We start from the raw sequence: 21,374 nt of genomic DNA, 5'->3' as shown, positions 1-21,374 counted from the left end.
TTGCGTGATTGCGAAATTGGAATAGTGCTGGTGAGGGCGTTGCGAGTAACGGAAAGGTATCAATCTTATTAAGCTTGACGTTTATTGCTTATTTTCTTTCTCTGCGTGGTTGGAGCCGCGGGCATCGTCGTCAAGCGTGTACTCGCCATCTGGCAGGACGAACCAGGCTAAGAGGTAAAGAGCTAGGAATCCAGCGCCAATCTTCCAGCCAAGCATCGATCCAACGCAGGGAAGGATGATGTAGACCATTCGTGTGAAAGTGATATCCCAGCCTTGGCTTTCCGCGATTCCTGCGAGGACGCCACCGAGGAGGCGGTCATTACGCGAGCGGTAAATTTTCTTGGTGGACTTTTCGGGAGCGGCGTCGCTCATTAGATAAAAACTCCAAGGTATGGCTATTTAGGCATTTTTCGGTCGACCGCGCTTATACGTAAGTTTCCTTCGGCATGATAATCCATGCTGCGAGGTAGAGAAGAAACTGCGGACCAGGCATCAGGAAAGACGCGACAAATATAACGCGCAGCAAAGTCGCATCCCAGTTGAAATACTCAGCGAATCCACCGAGCACACCTGCAACCATTTTGTTATTGGTGGAACGGGTCAGTGACTTGTTGTTCATACTTATCAAGGTTAGCCCCGATTCGTTTAGTTCGCAGTGGTGCTAGCTCTACTAAATGTGTCGACTAAAAACAGCGTGTCCCAGCTAAAAACACCGCTACCGCAATACGGTTAGGTGGGGTAGTGGTGTGGGCGTCGTCAAGCGAGTTTTACTGGGCGCGGGCACATCTGAACAACTCCCTGACCTGAACGAACGTAAATCCGCAGGTCAGCATTTCCCAAGAAACCTTGTCGCCAATTCCCACGCCACCACCATCCAAGCCTCCCGTCAGTCCCGTGGAACAGCGTCGTCGAGTCGTCGGTGAACATACGACAGCAGCGAAAGCGCCTCGTACAATTCCGTTTCGGTGACGGTTCGGTTGAGCCTCGGTTGGTGGGCGGCAGGGTTGCGGTACAGGCCACCTATCGCGGTGACGAGGGTGCATAGCCCTGTCTGCTCGTTGCGCTCGGTGGGGTTGCTGAGGCCATTGATGGCGAGCACCCCGCTCTTGACGGACAATGCCTTCTCGGCCAGTTCGGCACCGTCACAGTCGAGTCCCACCATGTCCCGTAGTCGCTGGAAGACGGACTTTGACGCTTCCAGGATCGCGTGTAGAAATCCGTGGCGAAGAATCTCCTCCTCGCAGTGGGCGAGGACTTTTTCGTGGGTGCCGCGACGGGTGAGTTCTTCGCGCACGGTATTAGTTAGCCGCTGTACGTCCGACAGCGACGACGCGCCCTTGGTCCGCACAACCTTGCCAGAGGCGCCTACTTTGAGGCCGTGGAGCACGAGTACGGGGCGAACGAGTCTGCGTCGCGTGTCGAACAGTTCCGGGTCACTCACGTAGCGGGCGGGGTCGAAAGCATGAGTGAGAAACGTGACTATGCGGTCAGCGTTTCTTCGGGTGTTTTGGGAGTGGGTAAAAGAGGCTTCCAGGCGTTTCCACTTCGTGATTTCACCGGGGTCGAACATGTTGAGCTGTTGGAGTAGATGTCCGATTTCACTACCCGTGAGTCCGTGCTCAGTGTGTCCAATGGCCTTGGCTAGTGCGGTGAGTGTCGCGGGAGGGAAAGAGTTAGTGGTCATGGGAGACAAGTTTAGGAGGCGTGGGGGTTGGCGAGGGTGGGCGCAGGGGGCAGTAAACTCTCTGACCTCTACCTGCGCAGCCCCTCCAGGAACCTACCCCGTAGCATCAAGTTTGCTACCCCGCGGTGGGGCATCGCCCCAAGCCAGTCGTAGCCTAATCTGCGACCCGCTACGGAACTCAAGGCCGTCTTCCGCGGCCTGTGCCACGTTAGATCGCTCATCGCCAAACTGAATCGAAGCCCCTTGCGATGGCTAACTTGAAGGACAAGAATCAACCTAGTTTAAATTGGCACCAACCCGGTTAATATTGGCTAAATAGAAGAGGCCGTCTTTTTTGGCTTCCTTCTTCCGGTTTTGTCGTTCCTGGAAGCTCTTTATCCCAGAATCCATCCCCTTCTTGGTAAGAGGGAGTCCTGCTACTGCACTGCCAAGGAGACTAGCGCCCTGCATGAGTGGTGAACTTGTCAATTGTTCAATGTTTGCGACTGTGAACATCAACGCACCATTTGCAGCGAGTCCCGCAGCCCCCTTGGAAGCTGCGATGACTCCATCTTTGACGGCACCTAGTCTACTGTCGTAAACCGCCATTTCCAGCTCCTGCACATGCGGTAAAACATCGTCGAACCACAGTTGTTCGATTTCTTCATCAAGGTTTTCGCTGAAAATCTCTTCGTGGAGCTTTGTATTCAGACTCTTCACGCTTTGTCGGTACTGATGAAGGCGAGGTTCAATTTGATTTCGCACGTCGAGAATGACGGGCACTGGTGCCTCCGACAGGTTTGGCAGAGAGATAGTCATTTGAGTTCCCAGCTTGGTGGTTCTGATGTTGTCCTTCCTGAACTTGGGAATGTTTAGATGCCCCTCGTTGTGCATTGCTTTGTATAAATCGTGCATCATGGGGTCCATAAGGATCGCTGAACCCGATGTGTTGAGGGATTTTGCAAGAAATTCCGCTTTGGTTTTTAGGTTGTCAGACTCGAACAGTTGATAAAGCTCGTTCGTCCATTCGTCATCAAATGTCAGGATGCCCGCTTTTTCGGCAGCGTCGATTTCTTCGCCACCCGCGGACTTCCACATGTCGTTGAAGTTTCTACGAACGCCTTCGGTCATTTCACGAAGAATTGGATGAAGTTGATTCCACACTTTGCGCTGTTCAGCGAATTGGGGCCCCTTCCTCCAAGTTTTTCTATTCACACTTTCTTTTTGGCTTTCGATTTGCTCCAACACGTCAAACACACGTTCAAACTGTTCCATTTGTTCGGCAGACAGAGCACCAGCCTCAAACATTTGGTTGAAGAAAAATGCAATGAGCATGGTGTCGTCCAAGTCATTGAGCCTCAAGAATTGATGCAAAAGGGTAGTTCCCAGCGAAAGAACTGAAATGTGGTCTGCGTACAGGAGGCCTGATCGAATCAACCTGAGATCGTCACTTACTTCAGACGGACTCCCACCGAGGGAGCCGACACCTGCGATGATGGTTAAGTCTGGAATGGTCGTCTTCGACAAGGACTTAAATTTAGCCAATTTCTCTTCCGATTCTGTAGCACTTTCACCCGAGTATAAGGCGCATAAGTGCGCGGGGATCTGGAACACACAGCGCGCTTGATTACAGAAAATGGCGTGGCCCGAGCGTGTATAGAGTGGGCGACTTTGATTATCCTCCGGGGACGAGAAAGCCCCTGCCAAGAGAGCATATGAGTGCTTCACTGGCACGGATGTGAGAAGTCGCGGATGGCCTCTTCTTCGGTCTCGACGATACGGACCTCTTCAAGCTGTGGGAACTCGTTCTTAATCCAATTGACAGCCTTCTGGAGCGAAGCTAAGAAATTCCAGATGCATGCTCTCCAGAATCAATCAAAACGCCTCGGCGCGGGCTCTCGAGGCGCCATTTCCGAGGGGTATGTCGTACCACCATACGGAAAAACCACAGCGTAGGGGGCGTTTACGCAGTTTTCATCACGCCATTTCTGCTTTACGACGGTCACAGCGACAGAGCCCAATTTCCGTCAATAAGTTGCCCGTAATAACTACTTCGACATGCACAATTGATACTTTTTGAGAACGATTACAGATGAGTGAATTATCCTCCCACGCATCAACGTTTATGAACTTTGTCACATGTCATTAAGTTGCGACACATTTCTGGTTCAACGGGCGTGATTGCCTGGCATTCTACCTTCGCAGCATGCCCCATCCGCTCTTGGTGTCCGCCCCCTTGCGGTGTCCCTCGCATCCGTCCCTCGTGTTGTCCCTAGCGCCCCTCGCACTTATGGCCAGTTTTCTGGCACTATCGATGATTTTCCTTCACTTATCGACGATTTTTCATCACTTATCGACGACTTTCCGGCACTTATGCGCACGGTATCCTCCCCACCCTGTCACTTGTCGATGCGCTGTTCACTTATGGCCACGCTATAGCGCATCGACAAGTGAATACTGCATCGATAAGACTGGGGCGGAGAGTGTGCAACTCTACTCGTGCAGGAGTCGCGGCCCTTTTGTGGTGGTGTATGGCCCTGTTCAGGGAAGTGGCCCGCAACCGCGCACAAATTCGTGCTCACATACGCGCGCGTATGAGGGCCCAGGCACCCGCAGCCAGCATGGCCGCAACGAAAAACCGCCTGGCCACATTTACTGTGGTCAGACGGTTTTGGCTATTGACTTCAAGCAGCTAGGCGGCCACTAGGAGCAATGGGTGCTGCTTGCTGTGGCCGTCGTGAAGCGAAAACTTTAGCAGTCGTAGTACATTTCGTATTCCTGCGGAGTCGGGCGCAGGCGAACCGGCTCGATCTCGTTTTCGTACTTGTAGTCGATGTAGGTCTGGATGAGGTCCTCGGTGAAGACATCGCCCTCGAGCAGGAACTCGTGGTCATTGCGCAGGGCCTCGAGTGCGGCCTCGAGAGAGGTCGGAGCCTGCGGGATGTCGGCAGCTTCCTCCGGCGGGAGCTCGTAGAGATCCTTGTCGACCGGAGCGTGCGGCTCGATGCGGTTCTTCACGCCGTCCAGTCCGGCCATCATCATGGCAGCGAAGCCAAGGTACGGGTTGCCCGACGGGTCCGGGGCGCGGAACTCGATGCGCTTTGCCTTCGGGTTGGAGCCGGTGATCGGAATGCGAACAGCGGCAGAGCGATTGCGCTGCGAGTAGACCAGGTTGATCGGAGCCTCGAAGCCCTTGACCAGGCGGTGGTAGGAGTTCAGGGTCGGGTTGGTGAAGGCCAGTACCGCACCTGCGTGGTGCAGGATGCCGCCGATGTACCAGCGAGCGATGTCCGACAGGCCTGCGTAACCGGCCTCATCGTGGAACAGCGGCTTGCCGTCCTTCCATAGCGACTGGTGAGCGTGCATGCCCGAGCCGTTGTCGCCAGCCAGCGGCTTCGGCATAAAGGTGACGGACTTGCCCTCTTCCCAGGCGGTGTTCTTGATGATGTACTTGAAGGTCTGCAGGTCGTCTGCAGCGTGCAACATCGTGTTGAACTTGTAGTTGATCTCCTGCTGGCCACCAGTGCCGACCTCGTGGTGGGCGCGCTCCAGGTCGAAGCCGGCGTCAGCGAGCTTCAGGCACATCTTGTCGCGCAGGTCCTGGTAGTGGTCGTACGGAGCGGTAGGGAAGTAGCCGCCCTTCAGACGGGTCTTGTAACCCAGGTTTGCAGAGCCGTCCGGGTTCTGGTCCTTGCCGCGGTTCCACCAGCCTTCGATGGAATCAACTTCGTAGAAGCCGCGGTTGGTGTCGGTCTCGAACTTGACGTTGTCGAAGATGTAAAACTCCGCCTCAGCGCCGAAGAAGCAGGTGTCGGCGATGCCGGTAGAGATGAGGTATTCCTCCGCCTTCTTCGCGACGTTACGCGGGTCGCGGGAGAACGGCTCGAGGGTAAACGGATCGTGGACGAAGAACTTGACGTTCAGAGTCTTTGCCTTGCGGAACGGGTCAATGCGCGCGGTGCTCAGGTCGGGCAGCAGTGCCATGTCGGACTCGTCGATGGAAGTGAAACCACGAATCGAGGAACCGTCGAATGCCAGGCCTTCGGCCATCGCGTCCTCGTCAAATGCGGATGCCGGGATGGTGAAGTGCTGCTCGATGCCGGGAACATCCGTGAAGCGGACGTCTACGAACTCGACGCCCTCTTCCTTGATATACGCGACTACTTCCTCGGGAGTTTTGAAGGACATGTGCGGTCTCCTTAGTTGGCCTTGTTTAGTACGCAGCAGGGAATTCTTGCACGCTGTTTCGTGCACCTGCCGCGCTGTCAAGGACTGGCCGGTTGACGCCTTCAAGCTTAACGAACCACGCATTCATTCTGGAATTAGAACCACGAATTTCTGGCATGGCGCGTGAGAAATTCGCCAATACGGAATGGGTTACGCAAATAGGGAGCGGGTTATCTGTTTATGGAAACGAGGCAATACCCTGCGCATTCGCTTTACGCACGCTTTACGACGAGCCTTTAGCTCCCATGCTGATAAGAAAATGGAAAAGGCGACGCAACATCGCCCCCGGATTACCCCCGCACGCGCTGAATGGCTGTCCCAGCCCGTGATTTGATAGCCGGATTGCTGCATTAGACTATGAACCCATGGAAGAAAAGCACAGTTGGCTAGATGGCCCTCAGATTCCGGGAGAGTTCGATAATCCGGACAAGCTCTCGGACTATCCCGGCCAGGCATTGGGTCTTGCCCCCGATGGCCCAGGATCGCAAGCGACGTTGATGCGTCGCGTCGGCGGCATTCTCATTGACTGGATTATTTCCTTGATGATTGCCGGCGCTTTTTCGATGTTCTTCGGCCCGAGCGAGGCGCAGATTGACCAGTTCGGGGATTCGTTTATCGCCTGGCAGTCATTCCTTGCGACCTATTCGCCAGTTGTCTTCCTCATTATTGGCACGGTGTCGGTTTGGCTGTTCGCCCGCACTCCGGGCCAGTGGATGATGAAGATGGGTGTCGCTCGCGTGGACAAGCCCGGCGAGCGAGTTGGCTTTGTTCGTGCCTTCTTCCGCAGCTTGCTTACTCTTTTCTTGCTGCCGCCAGCAATCACCGACTCGGATATGCGCGGCATGCACGACCGTGCCACTGGCACGGCCGTCATTTTGGGTTAGCGCTATAGCACCAACACGACCAGGACCTGGGCGAGAATAATCTTCATGATCATGGCCATTGGATACACCGTTGTGTATCCCATTGCCGGCAACTCGTTCTTGGCCTGGTCGTTGACGTATGAGAGCACTGCCGGGTGAGTCTGCAAGCCCGAGAGGATACCCGCAGTTTGGCCGAATGGAATCTTCAGCACACGGTGACCGACAATGAGGGTCAACAGTGCGGAGCTAAACGCGATGATGGCGGCAAGACCCAGAACTGTCAGTGATGCCGGGTCAGACAACGCAGCCTGGAATCCCTTACCAGCAGTGGTGCCGATACCAGCCAGGAACAGTGCTAGACCCATGGTGCGGAACGCCAGGTTGGCCGAGTAGGGGATAGGCCAAACCAACGGGCCAGTGCGGCCGACAGCACCCAGAATCAGCGCCACAACCAGTGGACCACCAGCGGATCCCAGGGCTAACGAGCTGCCGCCCGGAAGCGGAATCTTGATGAGACCCACCAAGACACCCAGCGTAAGCCCAAGGGTGAGTGGCAAGAGGTTGACGTCGGAAAGCTTCTTGTAAGAGTCGCCGAAGAACTTTGTTGCGTCCTTGATTTTCTCTGGCGGTGCAACTACGCGGACGCGATCACCAAGCTCTAGGCGCATGTTTGGTTCCGCGACGATGTCGTGGTCGCCGCGGCGGATACGCGTAATGATCATGCCATCCATGCGAGTCTGAAGCTCCGCGATGGGTACGCCAACCACGTCAGATGCAGAGACGAAGATGCGGCGGAAGTCCAGGCGACCGTCGTGTGTCGGATCACCCGGCATAAGCTCGCCAATGTACTCGGCGGCACGAGCAATTTCTTCCTCTGTACCGACGACGGAAATAATATCGCCGACGGAGACAGTGTCACCCGGAGACGGAATGTAGAGGTGGCCCTTGTACTCAATGCGCGAAACCGTGATGTCCAAACCGAACTTCGACGGAAGGTCAGTGATGGAAGGCAGGTCGTCCTTGAGAATCTTGATGTCCCGAGTATGTAGCGGAAGCGCGGCGACACCTGCGTCAATAGCTTCCTGGTCGTGATCGACGCGGAAGACCTTCGACATAATACCGATAGAGGCAATCACTGCCAGCACGCCGATTGGGTAGGCCAGGGAGTAACCAATCACCGGCATATCGTGCGCAGCGGCCAGCTCGCCCTTATCCGAAATGAGGCTAGGAAGAGCATCGACGATTGCTGCCATAGCCGGGGTGTTGGTCAGGGCGCCTGTGAAGGCGCCTGCGCCTTCCACCGGATCGATAGGCAAAAACTTGATCAGCAGGAAAGACTCGATGGTGACAACTGCGAGCACACCAATGCCGAACAGGTTGTGCTTGATGCCGCGCGAGCGTAACGAGCTGAAGAACTCGGGGCCCGCCTCCAGCCCGATGGTGTAGACGAATAATGCCAGGCCCACGATGTAAATCAACGGGGAGATTTGAATTTCCGGCTCAATAGTCGCGAGGATAAGGCCGACGAAGAGGACGGCAGCCACGCCAAGCTTGAAGCCGAAGATCTTGATCTGGCCAATTGCCAGGCCAAGAAACAAAATCACTAGAAGCGCTAAGAGTTCATTTTCAGCCAAGAGTTGCACATATCCCATGGTGGCACAACTAGCAGTAATCTTCATTAAGCATTGTTTCCAGCAAGGATACGACCTTTGCTGACAGCGTGATAAGTGAGAGCAATCACTTCAACAAGACATCAATAACTGTGTTTGAAGGCATGGCTTTAGGCTTCGTTTTAAAGCGTTAGAGCACAAAAAGGGGCCCGAAAGCCCCTTTTTTCTGCTTCAACCTAGGTTTTCCCTCGGCGGGTTGCCCGAGCAACCGACCCTGGTGAAACCTAGCTAAAACCTCTAGTGCTTCTTGCCGCGATTGGCGGCACGGCGCGCACGACGGTTCATGCCGGCCTGTGGGTTAGCGCCCTTCGGCATTGGACCCTTGGGCATGTTCGCGCGCGCATCGCGAATACGGTCCATCGACTGGATGCGCTCATTCAGAGCGTTGGCCTGATCCTTATTCAGGTTGCGCGGCAAACGCATGAGTTCGCGCTGCAGCTTCTTCGGCGGGACCTGGCCCTCGTCGCTACCAGCAATCATGTCGTAAATCGGCGCTTCGCCCGCAATGCGTGCCAGCGACTTCTTCTCACGAGCAATCATCTGCTTGACGCGGTTCGGATCACCTTCACCGACCAGCACAACACCGGCGTTACCAATAACACGGTGAACAGCATCCATGTGCTGATTAGCGACAACACCGGTCTTGACGTGCCAGACATAGCCAACGCCCTGACGCATATTGTCCAGCGTCCACGCTGCAGCGCCGGCCTGGCCTTCCGCCTCTGTGTAGAAGGAGGCCTCAAGACGCTTGGAGAAGATGTACATCGCGACCATAAAGCCGATCGAAATACCAATAATCGTCAGAATCCAGGGCCAGACTCCACCAATGAGCAGACCAAGCAGTAACAGCAGGATGATCGGACCGAAGAAGCCCAGTGCCATGTAAGGCACGAGCTTGTTGTCCCGCGAGCGCTGCAGCTTAAACGCCTGCCACATCTGGCTACGAGTCTGCTTACGCTGAGCGCGCTTGGCGGCGCGGTTCGCCTTCTTCATTTCTTTCGCATCATTGGTCGCCATAATCACCAACTTTAGGGCATGCGATGTAGTTTTAGGCAATAGACCGCGCCGTAGCGCCGTTTCGCTTTACGACGGCGCTGCGGCCGTCAGCCTCTAGGAAGCCGGAATAGCCGAAGTGACTGGCGTATCCTCCGATGCGCCATAGCGGTCGAGCAGAGTCGAGGCTTCCTGAAGTGCGAGGTTGTTGTCGTTGTCGTCGGCAAGCGCGGACAGATGCGCCGGCAGTTCCTGACCGCGGTGCGCCAGTGCGCGGGCGTAGAGCCGTCCAGCGCGGTAGGAAGAGCGGACCAGCGGGCCGGACATGACGCCGGCAAAGCCCATCTCTTCAGCGGTCTTGGAGAGCTTGACGAACTCCTCCGGCTTAACCCAACGTTCAATTGGATGGTGCAGTGGAGTGGGGCGGAGGTATTGAGTAATCGTCAGAATATCGCAGCCGGCATCGTGCAAATCCTGCATAGCGGAGATGATCTCGTCATAGGTTTCGCCCATGCCCAGGATGAGGTTGGACTTGGTAACCAGTCCAGCTTCGCGAGCGCGAGTGATGAGTTCCAAGGAACGCTCGTAGCGGAATGCGGGGCGGATGCGCTTGAAGATACGAGGCACCGTCTCCACGTTGTGGGCGAAAACCTCAGGCTTGGCATCGAAGACCTGCTGTGCTGCAGATTCGTCGCCACGGAAGTCATCGACAAGGAGCTCGACTCCGGTATTCGGGTTGAGTTCGTGGATCTGGCGGCAGGTCTCAGCGTAGAGCCAGGATGCACCGTCGGGCAGATCGTCGCGGGCGACACCGGTGATAGTGGCGTAACGAAGACCCATCTCGCGGACGGATTCCGCAACACGACGCGGCTCATCCTTATCCAATGGGTCGGGCTTGGCTGAGTTAATCTGGCAGAAGTCGCAGCGGCGGGTGCACTTATCGCCGCCGATGAGGAAGGTGGCCTCGCGGTCTTCCCAACATTCGTGAATGTTCGGGCAGCCGGCCTCCTGACAGACCGTGTGCAAAGAGGCACCCGAGACACGGTTTTTCATGTCCTTGTAGCTGGGGCCCGGACGAACCTGGTTGCGAATCCACCGGGGCTTGTTCTCGATAGGGGTCTCGGCATTTCGTGCCTCGACGCGCAGTAACTTACGTCCTTCTGGCTTAACAGTCACAGTTTCATCCTACTCTTTTGTTGATGAGTACTCGAATATGCCGGTGGTGGAGTTGTGCTTCACCCGGTGTGGCAGGTCCTTCGTGGGGTCGGGCGCGGAGCCGAAGGAATGGTCGGCAACGGTCAAACGGCCTTCCAAAGCATCTTGCAAATCTGCCAGAAGCGACTCTGTCATCTCTGACACGCTAACATTTCGGTCAAGCTCCCGGGATAGGGTGGTCACTCCAGCATCGGAGATGCCACACGGGATGATGTAGTTGTAGAACTCCATAGAGTTGTCGCAGTTCAGACTGAGTCCGTGCATGGTTACACCATGGGTCACGCGGATTCCCAGTGCCGCAATCTTTCGGTCGCTCAGTCCGTTTGATGCGGGAACCCATACCCCCGAGCGGCCATCGATGCGGCCAGCAGCCGCGATGCCGGCTCGGCGAACGGTTTGAATGAGGGCTTCTTCCAGTCTGCGGACGTAGTCCACCACATCGACCGGCTGAGCGAGCTTGATGATGGGATACATCACAAGCTGGCCCGGGCCGTGCCAGGTGATGCGGCCACCGCGGTCGACATCGACGACCGGCAACCCATTGGTAGGACGGTCCTCCGGCTGGGTGCGCTTTCCTGCTGTGTAAAGACTCGGGTGCTCAAGCACGAGAACCTGATCTGGAATTAGGTCTTTCGCACGCTTGGCAGCAAGGTCTGCCTGTAGGTGCCAGGTCTCTTCGTAGTCGACAAGGCCGAGATGTTGAATCTCGATGTCGGAGCTTGATTCCCGAATGGATTTATCTGCGCGAGTAAAAGGTTTTCTTGGGGCAGTCATGGTGGCCTATAGGATACGCCGAAATTCTGTAGGCCTCAGATTACTTGTTACTTGGATAGCGCCAAACTTACTTGGATAGCGCCAGACGTAAAAATACCCCGGTGGTCACTAGAAAGTGACCGCCGGGGTAAAAGTGGCGTGCTTTTGTGGGCTTAGCCGAAGACGACGCGGAGGATGGAAACGGTGATTGCCGAGATACCTGCAGCGGCCGGAAGGGTAATAACCCAGGCCAAACCAATCGGCTTCATCAGGTTCCAGTTAGCGGCACGGTTAACGATACCGACACCGAGAACGGCACCAATCAGAATGTGGGTGGAGGAAACCGGCAGACCCAGCAGGGAAGCAATCATAACGACTACAGCAGCGGAAAGCTCTGCGGCAAAACCCGATGCTGGGTGGATCTCAGTCAGGCCGGATCCGACGGTCTTGATAACGAAGCGGCCGATAAACCACAGACCGGAGATGAGAGCGACACCCATGGTGGTCATGACTGCCAGCGGGACGCCGGACTCGGAAGAGATCTCGTTGGTACGGAGAACATCCAGAATTGCCACGAACGGGCCAAGCGCGTTAGCGATGTCGTTCGAGCCGTGGGAGAAAGCGAACGCAGCAGCGGTGAAGACCTGCATCCAGCTGAACAGCAGGAAGGTGGAACGATCCAAATCCTGACGCTTCAAAGTACGCGCGAAGATGTAAACGGCAAGCCACACTGCGGTGGCGATCATGCCCATAATCAGGAAGTTGTCCAGGCTGGAAAGCCCTAGGTGAAGGTTCTTCAGACCCTTGAACAGCATCATCGCGGAGATGACAATAGAGCCCAGGGCTGCTAGACCCGGAACCCAAGCTTCCAGCGCACGGTGAGCGCGGACATCATCAACCTTGGATTCGATGTGGACGAGCTTGCGGAAGTACTCAGACTCCAGGTCATCCGGAGTCCAGTCGTTGTCACGCATCGTCGTCGCGTCGCGAAGCATCGCGTTGGTGTACGAGATCTGATCGTGCTCAGGGAGCTTTTCGAAGTCGTCGCGGTGCTGCGCCTTGAGGTCCGCCTTTTCCTGGTGGATGGCCTGCAGCTGCTTGGAAGCCTTGTCGTTGTAGACGAGAATCGAGTTCTTAATGCCGCCGAACAGGAGGAACGCGACCAAACCGCCGAGGAGCGGAGAGAGGACCCAGGAAACGGCGATCTGACCAATCTGATCCCACTGGACCATGCTCCAGCCACCCTTGCCGGTGATGAAACCGACCGTCAGTGCGGCACCGACGATACCGCCGACGATGGAGTGGGTAGTGGAGACTGGCCAACCCATGCGGGTGGCAACGAGGAGCCACACTGCCGCGCCGAGAAGCGCGGACATCATGATGAAGGCGAACTCCATCGGGTCCAAACCGTGGATTGCGTTCAGGTCCACAATGCCGGAACGGACGGTGTCAGTAACCTCGCCACCAGCGAGGACGGCGCCCGAAACCTCAAAGACTGAAGCGACAACAAGCGCCTGCTTCATGCTCAGGGTGCCGGCACCGACTGAAGTACCGAAGGAGTTAGCAACGTCGTTACCGCCGATGTTGAACGCCATGAAGACGGCGAACGCGATGGTAATCAGAAGGATTGCCGTATTTGCCTGCGGGCCCACAAAGTCATAAGCCCAGAAGACAAAAATTACGATGTTGATTGCGAGAAGCCCGCCGAAGAAGAGGTGCCACCACTTATCTGAGGAGCTCGATTGCTCAGATGATGTGGTCCCGGTCGACGAACTAGTATTCGCTGGAGCCGAGGACATGCTCCACCTTTCTAAGTTACGTACAGAGAGCAAAAATAGGCACGCCAAAGAAGCCTGCTGTCTAATGATTTCTTAGATTGGTAAAGGCTAATTGCTAACTAGGTGACGGCGAGGTTAACAAATAATGAATTTAATTATCGCTATCTTCAGCTCTCGTCGGTGTAGCTGAAAGCGATAGCCGGAACTGTGTGCGGGGGTGTGTGGTGTTCTCGCATTTCGGCAGGACAAAAAGTATGCACATTTGCTACTTGCAGCTTTGCTTTCGGTTCGACCCTCCCGCTGTCTGCTAATGGCTTAACGGCGCAATAACAGCACGTTAATTCTTTGTGCTGATGGAGCCTTTGCTAGCTATGTGTGGCTACGTGAAATCTGAGCACTAGCCAAGAATAGGGGGCCTGCGCATTTGAAGGAATCGCTGATTAGGTTCAACTGCGGGACGAATGCGGCAAAAGAAATACCCGCGTCAGCCGCAAAGTGCGACTAACGCGGGCAGGGAAGAGGCAGAACCTCCTGTTAGCAAGCCAGCTAGATTCCCGCGGCGCTACTACCCCAGGAGGGGAGCAAGCTGCTTAGAGCTGCAGATCCGATTCGAAGTTAGCAACCTCGAGGCGATCAACAACGGTCGTCATGAAGCGACCTGCATCAGCGCCGTCGATCAGGCGGTGATCGTAGGTAATTGGCAGGAAGACCATGGCGCGAATACCAATGGCATCTGCCTCATTCTCGGTGACGACTACTGCGCGCTTCTTAATCGCGCCGGTGCCGACCATTGCGGCCTGCGGCGGAACCAGAATCGGAGTGTCGGTCAGAGCGCCCTCGGAGCCGATGTTGGTAATGGTGAAGGTGCCGCCGGACAGGTCGTTCGGGGTCAGCTTGTTGTTGCGAGCGCGGTCTGCGATGTCCGCAATAGCAGCAGCCAGCTCCGGCAGGGACATATCCTGAGCGTTGTGGATGACAGGGGAGAGCAAACCACGCTCGGTATCGACAGCGATACCCAGGTTGACCTGTTCGTGGTAGGTAATCTCCTTGGTCTCTTCGTTCCAGGAAGCGTTGACGTTCGGGTGGCTGACCAGAGCCTCAACGATTGCCTTTGCAAAGAATGGCAGGAAGGTCAGCTTTGCGCCGTGCTTCTTCTCGAACTCAGCCTTCTTAGTAGCGCGCAGATCCCAGATGGCAGTCATATCGGCCTCGTGGACCTGGGTCAGCTGTGCGGAAGTCTGCAGAGACTCGAGGGTCTTGGCAGCGGTGATCTCGCGGATGCGGTTGACACGCTGGGTGGTGCCGCGCAGCTCAGCGAGCTCAGGGCGAACGCCCTTGGTGGACCAGTTGGAGCCGGACTCAGCAGTAGTCTCCTGGCCGCCCTCGGCAGCGCGCAGAACATCCTGCTTACGAATGCGGCCGCCGATTCCAGAGCCCTCGACCTTAGTCAGGTCAACGCCGTGCTTGTCAGCCAGCTTGCGGACCAGCGGGGTGACGTAAGGAACGTCCTTGTTAGCGGAAGGCTTGGATTCAGCCTTCGGAGCCTCAGCCTTCGGAGTCTCCTTCTTCGGCTCTTCCTTCTTTGGCTCCGGCTTGGACTCTGCCTTCGGCTCTTCCTTCTTCGGCTCCGGCTTGGATTCAGCCTTTGGAGCTTCCTTCTTCGGTGCAGCCTTCTTTGGCTGGCCACTGCCAACGCGAGCGATGACCTCGCCGACGTCAACGGTGTCGTCTTCGTCGTAGAGGACCTCGAGCAGGGTGCCTGCGACCGGGGAAGGAATTTCGGTGTCGACCTTGTCGGTGGAAACCTCGAGCAACGGTTCGTCGACCTCGACGGTGTCGCCGACCTTCTTCAGCCAGGTGGTGATGGTGCCTTCGGTGACGGATTCGCCGAGCTCCGGCATCTCAACGTCAGTTGCGTCGCCAGCGTCAACGTCGGTGGAGTCTTCCTCAGTCTCCTCGTTAGCCTTTACTGGCTCCTCGTCCTTCTCGACTGCGGCAGATGCCTCTTCAGCCTCTTCCTTGGCAGCCGGAGCAGCGTCTGCATCGCCAACGCGAGCGATGACTTCGCCGACGTCAACGGTGTCGTCTTCGTCGTAGAGGACCTCGAGCAGGGTGCCTGCGACCGGGGAAGGAATTTCGGTGTCGACCTTGTCGGTGGAAACCTCGAGCAACGGTTCGTCGACCTCGACGGTGTCGCCGACCTTCTTCAGCCAAGTGGTAATCGTGCCTTCGGTGACGGACTCGCCGAGCTCCGGCATCTCAACATCAGTAGCGGAACCGGAGGCAGCCTTCGGTGCTTCCTTCTTTGGCTCTTCAGCGTCTTCCTTCGGAGCCTCTTCCTCGGTCTCCTCAGCGGAATCGTCAGCGCCTTCCGGCTCTTCGCCCGGCTCGCCGACCTTTGCGATGACCTCGCCAACATCGACGGTGTCGTCTTCTTCAAAGAGAATCTCGGTGAGAACACCGGCGACCGGAGATGGAATTTCGGTGTCGACCTTGTCGGTGGAAACCTCGAGCAACGGTTCGTCGACCTCGACGGTGTCGCCGACCTTCTTCAGCCAGGTGGTAATGGTGCCTTCGGTAACTGATTCACCGAGCTCCGGCATCTCAATAGAGGTCGCCATGTTTGTGCACTCCTCGAAAAGTTAAGAAATCTCGTTTTAAGACGGTTATTACAAATTAGCTTACAGGTTGAAAACTCTGCTTGCCCCGTGGGCTGCGCCCGCTTTCGACTGGTGCTTGGAATAGCTCATTCCAGCCATGATTCCAGCCGGGCGGGACGCAGTCGGATGACCGGCTACTTCGTTGCCAAATCCTCAATCACAGAGAACATCGTCCGAACCGGAACACCAGTGCCCCGCTTCGGGGTATAACCATACTCCCCGGTGGTGTTGAAGGCCGGACCGGCAACGTCGATGTGAACCCATTCAACATCCTCGCCAACGAATTCGCGCAGGTATGCAGCTGCAACGCTCATGCCACCAAAGCGAGAGTTCGTGACATTCCGCAGGTCAGCTACCGGCGACTTCAGGGCCTCTGCTAGCTCAACTGGAATCGGCATTGCCCAACCATTTTCACCAATGCTCTGAGACAGCTCTGCAACACGGTCACGGAACTCGTCGTTACCCAGGACACCCGGGGTGCGCTCGCCAAGAGCGACTAGCTGCGCACCGGTCAGGGTGGCGGTGTCAATCAGGTGAGTCGGATTGTCTTCGCAGGCGCGGACAATGGCATCTGCGAGTACGAGGCGGCCCTCTGCGTCGGTATTCAGAATCTCAATGGTCTTACCGCCGTACTGTGTGATGACATCGCCCGGACGGTACGCCTTACCGCCCGGCATGTTCTCCGCCATTGGAACGGTTGCGGTCACTGGGGTGGATACGCCTAGGCGAGCAGCCAGGACGACTGTGGCAATAACAGCCGCAGCGCCGCCCATATCGGAGATCATGTTCTCCATGCTGGCGCCCGGCTTCAGCGAAATACCGCCGGTATCAAAGGTGATGCCCTTACCGACCAGTCCCAGCGAATTCTCTGCCGACTCATCGCCCTTCCAAATCAGGCGCACCAGGCGCGGCCCGCGCGAGGATCCACCACCCACGGCATTGAGGCCTCCGAAACCGCCGGCGCGCAGAGCGTCGTCGTCAAGCACCTCGACCTCGAGCCCCGCGTCACGGCCTAGCGCTGCAGCAGCGTCAGCAAACGTCTCGGGGTAGAGGTGCGACGATGCTGTATTGACGAAGTCACGCGCGGTGGCAACGGCATCCACAATCGCTGCAGCGCGCTTTACGACGTCGTCATCAGCGCCCAACACAACCACCTTCTGGGTGGCCTCGTTGCTTTCTTCGTCGCTCTTCTGACCGGAGTAAGCGTAAGCGCCCAGCGCAAAGCCCTCGGCTGCAGCCTGCGGATCGATGGCGCCGAGAGTGTTAAAGACCACCTTGGCCTTGGTCATACGGCGCGCAGCGGCGCCGCAGGCACGGCGGATGTCCTCGGCATCCAGGTCCTCAGAACCCACGCCAACGCCCGTGACACTGTCGACATCCAGGCCAGCAGGAGCCGGGATGGTGGTCACGGACTCGGCCTTAGCGCTGGCGGAGACTGCCTCAAAGGAGGCGAGCAGCTGCTCTGCAACCGAACCGATGGCCTCGGGTGCGACCAGCTCGAGGCCATCCTCGCCGTCGATAAGCGCGACGAGAACCGCGTCGGCGTCCGCGGGCAGAGAGTTGTCGGCAGCGATGACCACGCGAGTGCCGATAGCCGGCAGGTAATTGGACAAAACAGCGGCGTTGCGAGAGGCGCCGAGCTGTGCCGAATCATTGTTAGCGGGGACTGACATGTAGTTGCATCTCCTTGTAGTCGTACTATGTGGTACACCACCGTATCCCTATTTGCCGGTTCGTGTCCTTCACCCCTGGACAGCGGACTGACGAGCCAGCGCCACGACTATTGGAATGTACCCGCGCCTAGTGCCCGCGACGCTGACATTGCCCTGACTAACACGGTCTTTCGGGGGCGAGTATTGATACGACTCGATCCTCGACGGTTTAGGATGAAAGACATGTCTGCTTTGGAATTTGCAATCGAACGTAACCCGAATCCACTCTCTGATGCCGAGCGCGAGGAGATTTTGGCCAACCCTGGTTTCGGTAAGCACTTCACCGACCACATGGTCCGAATTGACTGGACTGCAGACAAAGGCTGGCATGGCGCCAAGCTGCAGGCATACGGTTCGATTGAAATGCAGCCGTCTTCTTCGGTCCTGCATTACGGGCAGTCGATTTTTGAGGGACTGAAGGCGTATCGCATGCCGGATGGTTCCATTGTTACTTTCCGCCCGGAGCAGAACGCTCGTCGCTTCCAGCGCTCCGCTGACCGCATTGCAATGCCGCAGCTGCCGGAGGAGACCTTCCTCGAGGCAATCCGCCTGCTGGTTGAAGCCGATGCAGCATGGGTGCCGCCAGCTGGTGGCGAAGAATCCCTGTACCTGCGTCCAATCATGTTCTCCACCGAGAGCACCCTGGGCGTGCACCCGTCGAACTCTTACACCTTCCTGCTCATCGCTTCACCTGCTGGCGCGTACTTCTCCGGTGGTATTAACCCGGTGACCGTGTGGATCTCCCACGAGTACGTGCGTGCCGCGCCGGGCGGTACCGGTGCTGCGAAGTTCGCAGGTAACTACGCAGCTTCGCTGGCGGCTCAGCAGCAGGCAGAGGAAAAGGGCTGCGACCAGGTTGTGTGGCTGGACGCTGTCGAGCGCAAGTACATCGAGGAGATGGGCGGCATGAACCTGGCGTTCATCTACCCGGATGAGAATGCTGACGCGGGTGTTCGGCTGGTGACTCCAGAGCTGTCTGGTTCGCTGCTGCCGGGCATTACTCGGGCATCGCTGCTGCAGGCTGCTCAGGATCTGGGCATGAATGTCGAGGAGCGTCGCATTTCCACCGAGGAATGGAAGAATGATGCCACCTCCGGTGTTATGAGCGAGGCATTCGCCTGCGGTACCGCTGCAGTCATCACCCCGGTCGGTTTTGTGAAGTCCGCTGAGGGCGAGTTTGAGGTCAACGGCGGCGAGACGGGCGAGTGGACTATGAAGCTGCGCGAGCGCCTGACCGGTATCCAGCACGGCGAGGTTGAGGATACCCACGGTTGGATTTACAAGCTCGTTGAGGCTTAGTTTCGGCGTAGGTCGGCTAAGAAAAATTTAATAGTGGTTACTAGAATTAGTACTTTCGCAGCCCCTGTTTAGTATTCGCTGGTCAGGGGCTGCGTTTTTGCTTTGCTGGCTCCCCAACGGCTGTGCGATTTTCTCATGGTTCATGAATTGTTCAGACGGCATTTGTTTAGTCGTTAAAAACACCTCTAGCGTGACCGGGGTCACTGTGAAAAACTACCAACACGATTGATTTTTGTAGTTGGGAAAACAGTTTGAGGCGCTGTGATGGTGGTAGTTCAAGACTTTTTTAAAGATAGTTTTTCGTCAAGTAGTTCAAAGCGCCTAAGGGTAACCATCGTTGTCACTCTGTTGTTGGCTGCGTGGACGATTGGGTTTAGTGCGATTCCGGCTCCGGTGGCGGCAGCCCAAGATTCGCCTTCGCCGTCCGGGATGGAACAGCCCGCTCCTACGGGCGAAGGGGGTACGGGCGAAGCAAAAGCAGAGCTAATCATGGATCTGTCTGGTTCGATGCTTGCCGACGACGCCGGAGGCACCCGCCTCGATGCGGCAAAGCGCGCATCCACGGAGCTGATTGACTCCCTCCCGGATGATGCGCTGCTTGGCATGCTGGTTTATGGCCAGCGCGAATCCAGTGATGAATCCAACCGCGAACGTGGTTGCCAGGACATCGAGGTGCTGTCGCCTGTCCAAAAGGTCGACAAAGAAGGCCTGAAGAGCAGGATTGCCGGGTTGGAAGCTCAGGGCTACACGCCGATCGGCAATGCACTGCGTAAGGCGGCTGATGAGCTTGGCCCAGACGGTGAGCGGTCAATTATTTTGGTCTCTGACGGTATCGACACCTGCGCGCCGCCACCGGTGTGTGAGGTTGCGAAGGAACTGGCAGGGCAGGGTGTTGGCCTGACGATTCACACAGTGGGCTTCAAGGTCGATGAAGAAGCTCGCGCTGAGCTGGAGTGTGTTGCGCAGGTATCCGGTGGACAGAGCATGACTGCGGACGATGCTACCCAGCTTGCAGACCACATGAAGTTCTTGACTCAGCGGTCAGTGCAGGGCTACGAAACCACGGGTACTCCTTTCGAGTTCTCCGAGACTAAGGAAGGCGCGAAATGGCTCGGCGAGGGCAAGTACCAGACGACGCTGGTGCCAGAGGTTGCCCAGCACGATCGCACCCCGCTCTACTACCGAATCGCAGTGCCGAAGGGACACAACGCGATTGTTACCTCAAAGGTGTTAGCGAATATCGATGCTGAGGGTAAGGGCCAGCAGGATGTCCGAACTGAAGTTGACGAAATCATCAATGAAACTGGCGGAAAATGCCAGGACGACGGTCGTATGGGGTCGCTGACTGGCGCCGAAGCTAGTGCCGATTCGTGGACTCCAACTTCGGCTGATGCAAGCATTCTTGCATGGGATAGTGACCGCATCGAATCCAGTTGCGATCAAACCAAGTGGCTCGTCGCAAATAACGTGTGGGTCTATGACGGTGATTCAGTAGCGGACTATCGTGATGAACCGGTGAAGGTCGAGGTTAGCGTCCAGTTTGAGCCAGTGCTGAAGAAGCAGGATGCTGACAAACTAAATGAGGGGCGGTCTTCTTCGGCCGGCGACAAAGCCTACAAAAAGGCCACTTTTGGAGAGGCCAAGCCCGTAAACGGTGGCAATAACGCAGCCCAAGCGCCGGAAGTTAAATCTGGGGATACCATCTCTGACACAATCGTGCCCGGTGAACAGAAGTTCTACAAGATCCCTGTCGAGTGGGGTCAGCGACCAGTGATTGCTGCCCGCACTGGAAATTCGGAGCGCGATAATGCCGATTCCATGGGAGTTGCGCTGTTGAATCCATTCGAGGTTTCCGTGGCGGATGGAACAATGCACTTTTATCAGGATTCCGAGGACCTGAACTTGTCAACAGATCGTCCGGTCGAATACAACAACCGAGAATCTAATGTTGGAGGACGACCTGTAGCCAACGCCGGCTACTACTACGCGACTGTCCGAATGGCTAACTATCGCCCGGATGAAGAGGTCAGTGGCATCGATCAGCCGTTCCAGCTCGCATTCCTCCTGGACAACAAGCCAACTAAGGGGCCTGACTGGCGACCGACTGACAAGAACGGCCCGACTCCATCCGATAAGCCGATTCTGGCCAAGGGAGAGTCGGAACAGGAATCGTCAAAGGACTCGTCAGAAGATGCGTCGAATGAATCTGACTCCTCGGATACGGATTCTCAGGCATCCGCATCCTCGTCGGACATGGAAGATGAGGGCATGAGCCCGTTGGTCATTGGCACCGTTGTAGCAGTGGTCGCCGTGTTTATCGGCATTGCCGGCGCAATCGTCTACCAGAACAAGAAGCGCAAGGAGTAGACAAACCGTAAGATCAGAAAGTTCCTGAGCAGGGGGGGAGGGGAAGGCAGCAAAAGTGTGTCCGCCTGGCGTATCGCTGGCGGGCACATTTTTGCTACTTAGCCACAACAACTGACAACTCCAAGAATTAAGGGCTGCAGATGTGAAACTGTGTGAGTTTATGACACTTTCATG

At 56.5% G+C, this 21,374-nt stretch carries 15 protein-coding genes; 3 read left to right on the top strand and 12 right to left on the bottom strand.

What is annotated here, in order from left to right; genetic code table 11:
* Positions 1 to 81: 81 nt before the first annotated feature.
* The 5 genes from HMPREF2857_RS09955 to glnA all read right to left on the bottom strand — a co-directional run bounded on the left by HMPREF2857_RS09955 (position 82) and on the right by glnA (position 5,851).
* Positions 82 to 372 (bottom strand): PspC domain-containing protein, encoded by a 291-nt coding sequence (locus HMPREF2857_RS09955; RefSeq protein ID WP_070438601.1) that lies wholly within the window; start codon positions 370 to 372, stop codon positions 82 to 84.
* A gap of 52 nt (positions 373 to 424) precedes the next feature.
* Positions 425 to 619 (bottom strand): PspC domain-containing protein, encoded by a 195-nt coding sequence (locus tag HMPREF2857_RS09950; RefSeq protein WP_048732581.1) that lies wholly within the window; start codon positions 617 to 619, stop codon positions 425 to 427.
* A gap of 267 nt (positions 620 to 886) precedes the next feature.
* A complete protein-coding gene (locus HMPREF2857_RS09945; protein ID WP_070438598.1) occupies positions 887 to 1,684 on the bottom strand; it encodes a TIGR02391 family protein in 798 nt (265 codons plus the stop codon).
* A 276-nt stretch (positions 1,685 to 1,960) separates the two neighbouring features.
* Positions 1,961 to 3,190, bottom strand: a complete 1,230-nt coding sequence (locus HMPREF2857_RS09940) for a hypothetical protein (protein WP_141739576.1) — start codon at positions 3,188 to 3,190, stop codon at positions 1,961 to 1,963.
* 1,224 nt (positions 3,191 to 4,414) lie between these two features.
* The gene (gene glnA / locus HMPREF2857_RS09935) at positions 4,415 to 5,851 is read right to left on the bottom strand and encodes a type I glutamate--ammonia ligase (RefSeq protein WP_048732575.1); all 1,437 of its coding nucleotides are present in this window, start codon (positions 5,849 to 5,851) and stop codon (positions 4,415 to 4,417) included.
* Between the two features lie 404 nt (positions 5,852 to 6,255).
* On the opposite strand from glnA, the gene HMPREF2857_RS09930 reads away from it, so the two are divergent.
* Positions 6,256 to 6,774: an RDD family protein gene (locus HMPREF2857_RS09930; RefSeq protein WP_016423046.1), complete on the top strand. Its 519-nt coding sequence runs from the start codon at positions 6,256 to 6,258 to the stop codon at positions 6,772 to 6,774.
* A gap of 2 nt (positions 6,775 to 6,776) precedes the next feature.
* Here the strand turns inward: HMPREF2857_RS09930 and HMPREF2857_RS09925 are convergent, their stop codons facing one another.
* The 7 genes from HMPREF2857_RS09925 to HMPREF2857_RS09895 all read right to left on the bottom strand — a co-directional run bounded on the left by HMPREF2857_RS09925 (position 6,777) and on the right by HMPREF2857_RS09895 (position 17,495).
* Positions 6,777 to 8,396 (bottom strand): aspartate:alanine exchanger family transporter, encoded by a 1,620-nt coding sequence (locus HMPREF2857_RS09925; RefSeq protein WP_172620275.1) that lies wholly within the window; start codon positions 8,394 to 8,396, stop codon positions 6,777 to 6,779.
* A 264-nt stretch (positions 8,397 to 8,660) separates the two neighbouring features.
* On the bottom strand, positions 8,661 to 9,440 hold the full coding sequence (locus HMPREF2857_RS09920) for a DUF4191 domain-containing protein (RefSeq protein WP_069359204.1): 780 nt from the start codon (positions 9,438 to 9,440) through the stop codon (positions 8,661 to 8,663).
* A gap of 93 nt (positions 9,441 to 9,533) precedes the next feature.
* A complete protein-coding gene (gene lipA / locus HMPREF2857_RS09915; protein ID WP_049192902.1) occupies positions 9,534 to 10,592 on the bottom strand; it encodes a lipoyl synthase in 1,059 nt (352 codons plus the stop codon).
* A gap of 9 nt (positions 10,593 to 10,601) precedes the next feature.
* Entirely contained in the window at positions 10,602 to 11,405 is an 804-nt protein-coding gene (lipB, locus tag HMPREF2857_RS09910) for a lipoyl(octanoyl) transferase LipB (protein WP_070644077.1), read from the bottom strand.
* A gap of 152 nt (positions 11,406 to 11,557) precedes the next feature.
* Positions 11,558 to 13,183, bottom strand: coding sequence for an inorganic phosphate transporter (locus HMPREF2857_RS09905; protein ID WP_016423042.1), 1,626 nt, complete (start codon positions 13,181 to 13,183; stop codon positions 11,558 to 11,560).
* 569 nt (positions 13,184 to 13,752) lie between these two features.
* A complete protein-coding gene (gene sucB, locus HMPREF2857_RS09900) occupies positions 13,753 to 15,783 on the bottom strand; it encodes a 2-oxoglutarate dehydrogenase, E2 component, dihydrolipoamide succinyltransferase (protein ID WP_016423041.1) in 2,031 nt (676 codons plus the stop codon).
* Positions 15,784 to 15,956: 173 nt separating this feature from the next.
* Positions 15,957 to 17,495 carry a leucyl aminopeptidase gene (locus HMPREF2857_RS09895; protein WP_083310555.1) on the bottom strand — a complete coding sequence of 513 codons (1,539 nt, stop codon included), beginning with the start codon at positions 17,493 to 17,495 and terminating at the stop codon, positions 15,957 to 15,959.
* A gap of 222 nt (positions 17,496 to 17,717) precedes the next feature.
* On the opposite strand from HMPREF2857_RS09895, the gene HMPREF2857_RS09890 reads away from it, so the two are divergent.
* Positions 17,718 to 18,833 (top strand): branched-chain amino acid aminotransferase, encoded by a 1,116-nt coding sequence (locus HMPREF2857_RS09890; protein ID WP_070595626.1) that lies wholly within the window; start codon positions 17,718 to 17,720, stop codon positions 18,831 to 18,833.
* 489 nt (positions 18,834 to 19,322) lie between these two features.
* Positions 19,323 to 21,200, top strand: coding sequence for a vWA domain-containing protein (locus HMPREF2857_RS09885; RefSeq protein ID WP_070644075.1), 1,878 nt, complete (start codon positions 19,323 to 19,325; stop codon positions 21,198 to 21,200).
* Positions 21,201 to 21,374: the final 174 nt, after the last annotated feature.

The organism is Corynebacterium sp. HMSC076C10 (assembly GCF_001812455.1).
Taxonomy (GTDB): domain Bacteria; phylum Actinomycetota; class Actinomycetes; order Mycobacteriales; family Mycobacteriaceae; genus Corynebacterium; species Corynebacterium jeikeium_D.
The sequence above is the reverse complement of the archived record's forward strand: the minus strand, read 5'-3'. Positions and strand labels throughout refer to the sequence as shown.

Bases quoted from the DNA above. Each gene is read 5' to 3' on its own strand.
- HMPREF2857_RS09895 (WP_083310555.1), bottom strand. From the start codon at position 17,495: ATGTCAGTCCCCGCTAACAATGATTCGGCACAGCTCGGCGCCTCTCGC.
- HMPREF2857_RS09945 (WP_070438598.1), bottom strand. From the start codon at position 1,684: ATGACCACTAACTCTTTCCCTCCCGCGACACTCACCGCACTAGCCAAG.
- sucB (WP_016423041.1), bottom strand. From the start codon at position 15,783: ATGGCGACCTCTATTGAGATGCCGGAGCTCGGTGAATCAGTTACCGAA.
- HMPREF2857_RS09920 (WP_069359204.1), bottom strand. From the start codon at position 9,440: ATGGCGACCAATGATGCGAAAGAAATGAAGAAGGCGAACCGCGCCGCC.
- HMPREF2857_RS09955 (WP_070438601.1), bottom strand. From the start codon at position 372: ATGAGCGACGCCGCTCCCGAAAAGTCCACCAAGAAAATTTACCGCTCG.
- HMPREF2857_RS09885 (WP_070644075.1), top strand. From the start codon at position 19,323: ATGGATCTGTCTGGTTCGATGCTTGCCGACGACGCCGGAGGCACCCGC.
- glnA (WP_048732575.1), bottom strand. From the start codon at position 5,851: ATGTCCTTCAAAACTCCCGAGGAAGTAGTCGCGTATATCAAGGAAGAG.
- HMPREF2857_RS09930 (WP_016423046.1), top strand. From the start codon at position 6,256: ATGGAAGAAAAGCACAGTTGGCTAGATGGCCCTCAGATTCCGGGAGAG.
- HMPREF2857_RS09905 (WP_016423042.1), bottom strand. From the start codon at position 13,183: ATGTCCTCGGCTCCAGCGAATACTAGTTCGTCGACCGGGACCACATCA.
- HMPREF2857_RS09950 (WP_048732581.1), bottom strand. From the start codon at position 619: ATGAACAACAAGTCACTGACCCGTTCCACCAATAACAAAATGGTTGCA.
- HMPREF2857_RS09890 (WP_070595626.1), top strand. From the start codon at position 17,718: ATGTCTGCTTTGGAATTTGCAATCGAACGTAACCCGAATCCACTCTCT.
- lipB (WP_070644077.1), bottom strand. From the start codon at position 11,405: ATGACTGCCCCAAGAAAACCTTTTACTCGCGCAGATAAATCCATTCGG.